We start from the raw sequence: 7,195 nt of genomic DNA, 5'->3' as shown, positions 1-7,195 counted from the left end.
AAGGGTGTTGCACAAGGCCGTGATCAAGCAGCGCTTCGCGCTGCTTGATCACGGCCTTGTGCAACACCCTTTACGAGCTCGTGCGCGGTTGGCGGGAAGATGTCGAGTGTGTTTGGCAGGACTTGATGTTCACACCTGCCGTGCCGATGTCAGGTCCGCGCTCTGTTGGTGGGACAGCAGTCCGGCGACGGCTGGACGGTGTCGCTCATGTGCTCGCGGCGGCAGAGGTAGCGGACCAGGGCCCGCCAGTTTTTCAGGTGGTCGATGCCGCGTTCGACCGGATGCGGCGTGAGGAACAGTCTTGCGCTATCAATCATCTATCTCCTCGCACCAGTTCCGGGCGTACTTCTTGAACTTGCGGTGTGGTGTGTGATCTCCCGGCCGCCGGTCTGGGCGCCCAGTCGCTGGTAGCCGGCGTCGGCGAGAATCTCCACCGCGGGTCCGTCGGCCAGGAGCTCGTCCGGCCCCAATTGGCTGGCGCCGGGCCTGCCGGCAGCGGCGGATGGAGGCGACGGCGAACGCGGCGGTTTCCCGGGGCGGACGTCGGCTGTCGACAGCCACTGCCGGACGTCTTCGACTAGGCTGCGACTGGTGTCGAAGGCTGCGCGCAGACCTTCCTGTGGGCTGGTGCCGGAGCGCTGGTGCAGGACGACGCCGAGGACGAGATGGCGGTGTCCGTGGCGGTCGGAGGCGGTGGCCGCCCACATCAGGGCGCCGCCGGCGGGGGTACTCGAGCCGGTCTTGAGCCCGATTATTCCGGAGGTACCCAGCAGAATATTGGTGTTGGTAAGCGGTCCGGGCACGCCGGAGACGGTGGTGCTGGGCATGGCGACGACGGACCGGATCACCTCTTGGCGCATGGCCTGCCGGGCCAGCTTGAGCTGGTCTTCGGAGGTGCTGGTGGTGGTGGGTTCGATGCCGCTGGCGCCGGTGTAAGTGGTGTGGTCCATACCAAGGTCGTCGGCGGCGCGGTTCATCTTGGCCACGAAGGCCTCCTGCGAGCCGGCGTCCCAGCGGGCCAGGAGACGGGCGATGTTATTGCCGGAAGGGATCAACATCAACTCCAGCAGCTGCCGCTGGCTCAGCCGCTGCCCTTGGGTGACCTGCACGCTGGACTCGGTGCCGGAGAAGGACTCGTTCGCGGCCTTCTGGTCGACGGTGACGAGGGGGCCGGTTTCCCCCTCGCGTAGCGGGTGGTCGCGCAAAATCACGTACGCGGTCATCACCTTGGTGACACTCGCGATCGGCACGGGCCGTTGTGCGCCGCGCGTGCCCAGATCGCCCTGCTCACCGAGCCCTTCGACCGACACGCTCGCCTGCCCCTGGTCCGGCCAGGACAGCGACGCCCCCACGGAGCCTGCCGTCCCCTCGCCCCCGCCACTGTCGGAGGTGCGGACGACGGTCAGAAGAACAGCCAGGACGGCCAGGGCCGCGGCGCTTGCCGCGAGGAACGCGGTACGACGCCGAGAGCGCGGTGCCCGGCCGGGCGAACCGCACGAGACGACGAGCCACGACAGCCTCGTACGGGGAAAGTCATCAAGGGCGGGAGCTGGGCGCATGAGTGGGCACCTTCAAGGTGGACGCGGTGTGGTGCGTGGCGTTTACGCACGTCGTCCACCTTGGGCGCGGCGGATGTCCGCACGGTCATGACCGTGCTTCCACCACCGCTCGGCCTGCCAACCGTCGTGTATCAACGCGGTTTCCGTCCAGCCGCCGGCAGGCCTTCCACCAGGCGACAGCGCCACCCGGTGCTGAACCAGCTCGGTGGCCTCCCCTTCCGGCAGCAGTCCGCTCGCGGTGACCAGGTCCATCAGCGGGTACGCAGTTCATGGGCCACATCGGCGGTGAACCGCTGCTCGGCCAGCAGTCGCTCGTGCAGGCTGTCGGCCATGGAGTCCACCGTGGCTGAGATCGAGGCGACCTCGTCCCCGCCCCGCCGCGGTCCTGGCGGCCAGATCACCGGCCGCCACCCGCCGCGCGGTGCGTGCCACCCGTTGCAGCCGGCGGTTGGATAGCTCAGCGGCCAGCGCGGACAGCGGCACCACCACGGCCAGAGCGACCAGGGCGACCAGGGAGTACTTCCACATGTGCTGGTCCGGAGTACGCCGAGTGAACAGGTCGGAGGTCATGTCGGCCGCCATCGCCACCGCACTGCTGCGTTAGGTCAGGGCCGTCCACATCGCGGGATGGTCGCCGGGGCTGTCTGCGTCGTACCAGGTCGCAGCTCCAAAGCCGTGGTCCTGCTGTGCTGGTTGTCCAGTCGGTCCAGGAGCTGCTCGGGCATGGCATCGGGCCGCGTGACCAACCTCTTCGGCGGAATGCCGTCCCGCTCGTAGTCCTTCAAAGCCTGGGAGAGCTATGCCATCGCTTTGGCCCCGCCGTAGTTCATCGACCGCTCCAGGGTGCTGCGATGGACCAGCGCTCCCACCGTCGACGCAACGGCGCAGCAGGCCACCGCGACCAACAGAGCGGTCTTTCAACGCAGGGAGCGCCAGTTGAGGAGATCACGCACGATGTCCATGTCAGGGGCGCAACTTGTAGCCGAAGCCACGGACGGTCTTGATCCGCTCGGCTCCGATTGTCTTGCGTAGCCGCTGTACGCAGAGATCGACCACCCGGCTCTCACCGTCCCAGCCGTAGTCCCACACATTGCGTAGCAGCGTCTGCCGATCCAACACGATGCCGGGATGCGCCGCGAGTTTCCTGGCCGATCCGTCTGGCTGGCTGCTGTGGGCCTCACCGGCCCTGCCCGGAGCCGTCCACGACATCCGGGCCGCCCGCGAGCACGGCACCATCCGCACGCTTACGGAAACCGACATCAAGTGCTGGACCGAAAAGGGCTACCGAGGCGCCGGGGGCACGGCCCGGGTCCTACGCCAAGGTCCGAGCCGTCGTCGCCCGTCGCCACCCTCAAGTTCTGGCGGCTCCGCAAACTGCGGTGCTCGACCATCCGCATCACGAACCTTGTCCAAGCCGTCCTCTGCCTGCATCTGGCCAGCTCAGACCGGTGGTGGGAAAGACTCATCGCAACCGAGCGCTTCTTGGTAGATGCAATCTGCTAGAACTCGATATATCGCCAGGGGGGCTTATCCGAGTGAAATCTGCGTGCCGTAAGGCCTGAGCCGTCGAGCGACGGTGCACCCACTCCTCCAGCCCAGAACGCTGAGCATCGGACATCGAACGGCGGAATCTTCTGGCGCCCCGATCGCACGCTCTCACCCGCTACGAGGGGTGCGCTTTATCCCCATATGCGATCGCCCTTGACAAAGGCCATCTGTTAGCGTGCAATATATCGCATGCCAGTGCCACAGGGTCGAGGACTCGTTTCACGATCACTCCTGAGGGAGGACGCCTACCGCGCCATTCGAGATGCCATCGTAGATGGCACACTGGCGCCAGGTGAGCGCTTGACAGACAGTGACTTGGTCACTTGGCTCGGCGTGAGTCGCACGCCAGTCAGGGAAGCGCTGGCGCGCCTGGAGCAGGTAGGTCTGGTTCAGACCAAACCGGGACGATCCACCAGAGTCAGCCCTTTGGACATCCGGGCGGCTCGTGCCGCACAGTCGGTGACGTCAGCCATGCATGAACTAGCCGTTCGCGAGGCCTTGCCCCACCTTTCCACAATGGAACTGGCAGCCATGCGCGAAGCCAACGCACGGTTCGCAAACGCAATGACCCGCGATGACGTGGACGCGGCATTGGCTGCTGACGCCGACTTCCACAGTGTCCCCGTGTTCGCCAGCGCCAATGATGCCATTCAAAACGTTCTCGAGCAGTACACGCCCGTGCTGCGCCGTGTGGAACGTCTTCGGTTCTCTTCCCTCTCCGGTCGGAATTCAGTTGCGCAGCATGACCGAATCATCGAGCTGTGTGAGGCGGGGGACGTCGAAGGGGCAGTACTTGCCACCCGCACCAACTGGCGCACTCTCCTGGATCTTCTGGAAGGTCTTCCCTCCGACGACGAGACGCTGAAGAGTCGTGTGACGTCCAACGACGCCGCTGACTGAGCGATGCTTTCCTCTTCTTCCTGTGGAGTTGGGCCGTCGGTCGGGGGGTGGCGGCCCGGAGCTCCTGGTCGTTTTAGCATTCTTCTCCCCTCTCACGTTATCGCGTGAGGATCGGGCACGTGTCCTGCCCCTGTTGGGCCCGTGCCTTGTGGACGAGTGTCAGCTCGAACAGCTCATGGCGCTGGAACGGCTGCCGTTGGAGGACTTCGCCCAGTTCCGGCAGTACCTCGGCACGGCCAGCGGCGCCCAGTCCAGCCAGGCCCACGAACTGCAGCGGGTGCTGGGCAGTGCCGGCCGCTCGGGATCGCTGTTCCTGGCCTTCCGCGCCGGGCTGGACAGCGTCGGAGCCGATCTTGAGGAGATCGTCGGAGCGGGGGTCGAGGCGGGCTCGTTCCACCGGGTCGTCGAGGCGATGCTCAGGGTCGGCAACGGCTATTTCCAGTGGAAGATCGGGCCGTGGGCCTGGTGACGAAGATGCTCGGGGAGCAGCGGGGCACCGCAGGCACTTCGTGGGCGGCGCATCTCATGGACCGCGCCACGATGCCGTTCACCGAACTCCACGAACTGCGCGGCAAGGGGCACGAGCGGCAGCGCCGGCAGGCGGGCTGACCGCGGCGCGAGCAGCGCCCCGGAACGCGCAGTCGTGCGCGTTCCGGGGACGGTCGGACCAGGCGGCGGTCTCCAGGATGTAGCTCCGCCCCCACACGGCGCGCAGATTCAGCCGGACGCCGTCCAGCCGCTGGCGCAGCCGCATGATGTGCAGGTCTATCGCGTTGCTGGTGACCGCCTCGTTGTTGACGCGACTCAGGGCTTCCTTCAGCCTGTCCCGGCGGACGAGATGGCCGAAGTCGGCGAGGAAGCATCGCATCATCTCGCTCTGCGCATCGGACATGGGCACCGACTGCCCGCCGTAGTAGAGCACCCCGGTCGGGTCCAGCGCGGGCATGAAGTCGGTCCCGGTGCGCCGCTGCAAGGCGCGGACGCGAGCCGCCAGATCGAGGCGGGCCACCGGCGGGCGCACCCGGTCCTCGGTAGGGGAGACGTCGCTCGGCGGCGCCGTCTGGCCCTCCAGGACCAGCAGGCACGGCAGCCCCGCCTCGCGCAACTGGTCGCCTTCGTGCCTCTGCACCGGCCAGCGGAGAAACTTGACTTCCTTGTTGTGAGTGAGCGCGGCCATGATCGTGCCCCGCCGGATTTGTGCGCAGCCAGGCCTCCAGGGCGGCGGCCTCGCGGCCGGGCAGTACCTCGATCCGCTGGCCGGTCTCGGCGTCGATATTGATCGTGGCGTAGCTGTGCCGGCGCCGCAGGGCGAAGTCGTCGACCCCGATCACCCGCGGGATCCGCACCACGGGCACGGGTACACGCCGCAGCAGCCGCAGGGCGGTGGCGTACAAGAGGGGCACGGCCAGCGATCGGGCGAGTCGGGCAGAGGCCCGGCCGCATAACTCCTTGACCAGCTCGGAAAGCTGGCCGTTCAGGCGTGTGGCACGGCGCTGATGGCGTTCCAAGAGCCCGGGGACCTGCTCTCGGAAAGGTCTGCCGCCTGCAGCCCCGGACCGGACAGACCAGCCGTCGTATCCTCACCCGGACCACGACCTGTCGGCCGTCGATCGGCACATCCCGCACCGTCCGGCCGTGATACCCGTGGACCCTTCCCGTCACCACCCCGCACAGCGGCCAGGGCACGGGAACATCCCGGGTTCGAGCCGTAACCCGCACTGTCTCGCCACCGTCCGCCACCTCCTCGATGACCAACGCCGACAACCCCGAAAACACCGTTCCCACAAGTGGGTTCGCATCATGCACGCTCCATGATCACAGACGGGCACTCGCAGTCACCACCGACTACGGAACAGACCCGAACGATTTACACTCCCGTCGTACTGCGAGCCGACATGGCGGCGCATCGAGAACGGACGCTCATCCCACCGGCCAACCCATGGAGACGAGCTTCGGCCTGTCCAAGATGCCGGTCGCAAGTACTTCGCTGACCTCCCGCAGAGCCGTCTTCTGCTCATCGGTGAGCCGGTCCAGTACCCGAGACCGCAGCTGTTCCACATGTCCGCGATCGGCCTGGCGAACCTTCTCCAGCCCTTCGTCGGTGAGGCAGGCCAGCTGACCCCGCGAGGTCGAGGGGCACGGCACCCGACAGACCCAACCATTGCGTACCAGGCGGTCGATCGCGTGACTCAGCCTGCTCCGGTCGAAGACACATGCGGCTGCCACGTCAGCCATCCGCATCGAGCGACCGGGCGCGCGTGAGAGTCGGCTGAGGAGTTCGTAGTCGCTGAACGAGAGAGCCGCGTCCTGTTTCATCTCTCGCTCCAGCTGGTCAAAGAGCAGCCGACTGGCGAGCAGGAAGCTGCGCCAGGTCGCTTGCTCCTCGCGGTCCAGTCCTCGGGGCATCGCTACCTCGCTGTGACAGTTGAATTTTCATCGACCAAAGCTACTGTAGAGGGCGAGCTGAAATTTCAACAGCACGCGGAGGCGGGCTCGGTGACGCATGGCCGGCAAGGCAGCGATCACAACCGGCGCGGTTGGTGCCCTGGGGCCTGCGGAATCGAGGGCCATGACGGCTGAGTGTGCGCAGGTGGTGTTGATGGAGCTGTCACCCACGGTCCACAAGCGAGCGAAGGAGCTGAAAGAGCAAGACTTCGACGTCGTCGCGTATGTAGGCGACGTCAGCCTCGAAGACGACATGGCAGGTGTCGCGCAGCTCGCGAAAGACACCTACGGTCGGCTCGACGTGCTGTGGAACAATGCAAGGCTAGTTGGCGCCGACTGGATACTCCAGGGCACGGATCTGGTCGGGGTCAGCTGCGACTACCTCATGCGGAACCTTGAGGTGAACGCTGGCAGCGTGGCGCTCGGCACCAGGTACGCAGTGCCTGTCATGGCCGAGACCGGCGGCGGATCGATCACCAGCACGTCGTCGGTTCAGGCCGCGGGTGGAGACCTCGCGTTGGTCGCCTACGGCACCAGTAAGGCCGCGATCGAGTACATGACGAAGTCCACCGCCACATCGTTCGGCCACCTCGGAATTCGCAGTAATGCCATCGCTCCGGGGCTGATACCGCCACCTGCCCGAGCGGATGCATCGACTAAGTCTCACCGACTGGAAAACGCGGCCCCGACAAGAATGGCCCGCGACTCCCAGGTGCTCAAACACCGTCGGATTATCCGACTGA

The 7,195-nt window shown here is 66.3% G+C and carries 7 protein-coding genes and 4 pseudogenes; 4 read left to right on the top strand and 7 right to left on the bottom strand.

Annotated elements, in window-relative coordinates; genetic code table 11:
- Positions 1-149: 149 nt before the first annotated feature.
- The 4 genes and pseudogenes from V1L54_RS02380 to V1L54_RS02365 all read right to left on the bottom strand — a co-directional run.
- Positions 150-317 carry a hypothetical protein gene (locus V1L54_RS02380; RefSeq protein ID WP_330116095.1) on the bottom strand — a complete coding sequence of 56 codons (168 nt, stop codon included), beginning with the start codon at positions 315-317 and terminating at the stop codon, positions 150-152.
- Entirely contained in the window at positions 318-1,559 is a 1,242-nt protein-coding gene (locus tag V1L54_RS02375) for a D-alanyl-D-alanine carboxypeptidase family protein (RefSeq protein ID WP_443076441.1), read from the bottom strand. It lies immediately after the preceding gene.
- Between the two features lie 251 nt (positions 1,560-1,810).
- Positions 1,811-1,960, bottom strand: coding sequence for a hypothetical protein (locus V1L54_RS02370; RefSeq protein ID WP_330116094.1), 150 nt, complete (start codon positions 1,958-1,960; stop codon positions 1,811-1,813).
- Positions 1,961-2,522: 562 nt separating this feature from the next.
- Positions 2,523-2,702: pseudogene (locus V1L54_RS02365) on the bottom strand (winged helix-turn-helix domain-containing protein); the annotation flags it as partial.
- Between V1L54_RS02365 and V1L54_RS02360 the strand changes: the two are divergent.
- The 3 genes and pseudogenes from V1L54_RS02360 to V1L54_RS02350 form a co-directional block, all read left to right on the top strand.
- A pseudogene (locus V1L54_RS02360) lies at positions 2,686-3,062 on the top strand (hypothetical protein); the annotation flags it as partial. The pseudogenes V1L54_RS02365 and V1L54_RS02360 overlap by 17 nt on opposite strands.
- 234 nt (positions 3,063-3,296) lie before the next feature.
- Positions 3,297-4,007 (top strand): GntR family transcriptional regulator, encoded by a 711-nt coding sequence (locus V1L54_RS02355; protein ID WP_330116093.1) that lies wholly within the window; start codon positions 3,297-3,299, stop codon positions 4,005-4,007.
- A gap of 133 nt (positions 4,008-4,140) precedes the next feature.
- Positions 4,141-4,476: a tryptophan 2,3-dioxygenase gene (locus V1L54_RS02350; RefSeq protein ID WP_330116092.1), complete on the top strand. Its 336-nt coding sequence runs from the start codon at positions 4,141-4,143 to the stop codon at positions 4,474-4,476.
- 78 nt (positions 4,477-4,554) lie between these two features.
- Here the strand turns inward: V1L54_RS02350 and V1L54_RS02345 are convergent, their stop codons facing one another.
- The 3 genes and pseudogenes from V1L54_RS02345 to V1L54_RS02335 all read right to left on the bottom strand — a co-directional run bounded on the left by V1L54_RS02345 (position 4,555) and on the right by V1L54_RS02335 (position 6,413).
- On the bottom strand, positions 4,555-5,136 hold the full coding sequence (locus V1L54_RS02345) for a winged helix-turn-helix domain-containing protein (protein ID WP_330116091.1): 582 nt from the start codon (positions 5,134-5,136) through the stop codon (positions 4,555-4,557).
- Positions 5,137-5,197: 61 nt separating this feature from the next.
- Positions 5,198-5,813: pseudogene (locus tag V1L54_RS02340) on the bottom strand (transposase family protein); the annotation flags it as partial.
- A 114-nt stretch (positions 5,814-5,927) separates the two neighbouring features.
- Positions 5,928-6,413 (bottom strand): MarR family winged helix-turn-helix transcriptional regulator, encoded by a 486-nt coding sequence (locus V1L54_RS02335; RefSeq protein WP_330116090.1) that lies wholly within the window; start codon positions 6,411-6,413, stop codon positions 5,928-5,930.
- A 97-nt stretch (positions 6,414-6,510) separates the two neighbouring features.
- Here V1L54_RS02335 and V1L54_RS02330 point away from each other — a divergent pair.
- A pseudogene (locus V1L54_RS02330) lies at positions 6,511-7,119 on the top strand (SDR family NAD(P)-dependent oxidoreductase); the annotation flags it as partial.
- Positions 7,120-7,195: the final 76 nt, after the last annotated feature.

The sequence above is a fragment of the Streptomyces rubellus genome (assembly GCF_036323805.1).
Lineage (GTDB): Bacteria > Actinomycetota > Actinomycetes > Streptomycetales > Streptomycetaceae > Streptomyces.
Note: the sequence above shows the minus strand (reverse complement) of the source record. Positions and strands in the feature narration are given on the sequence as shown.

Excerpts from the sequence above, each read along its gene's own strand:
- V1L54_RS02380 (WP_330116095.1), bottom strand. The coding sequence starts at position 317 with ATGATTGATAGCGCAAGACTGTTCCTCACGCCGCATCCGGTCGAACGC.
- V1L54_RS02375 (WP_443076441.1), bottom strand. The coding sequence starts at position 1,559 with ATGCGCCCAGCTCCCGCCCTTGATGACTTTCCCCGTACGAGGCTGTCG.
- V1L54_RS02355 (WP_330116093.1), top strand. The coding sequence starts at position 3,297 with ATGCCAGTGCCACAGGGTCGAGGACTCGTTTCACGATCACTCCTGAGG.
- V1L54_RS02335 (WP_330116090.1), bottom strand. The coding sequence starts at position 6,413 with ATGCCCCGAGGACTGGACCGCGAGGAGCAAGCGACCTGGCGCAGCTTC.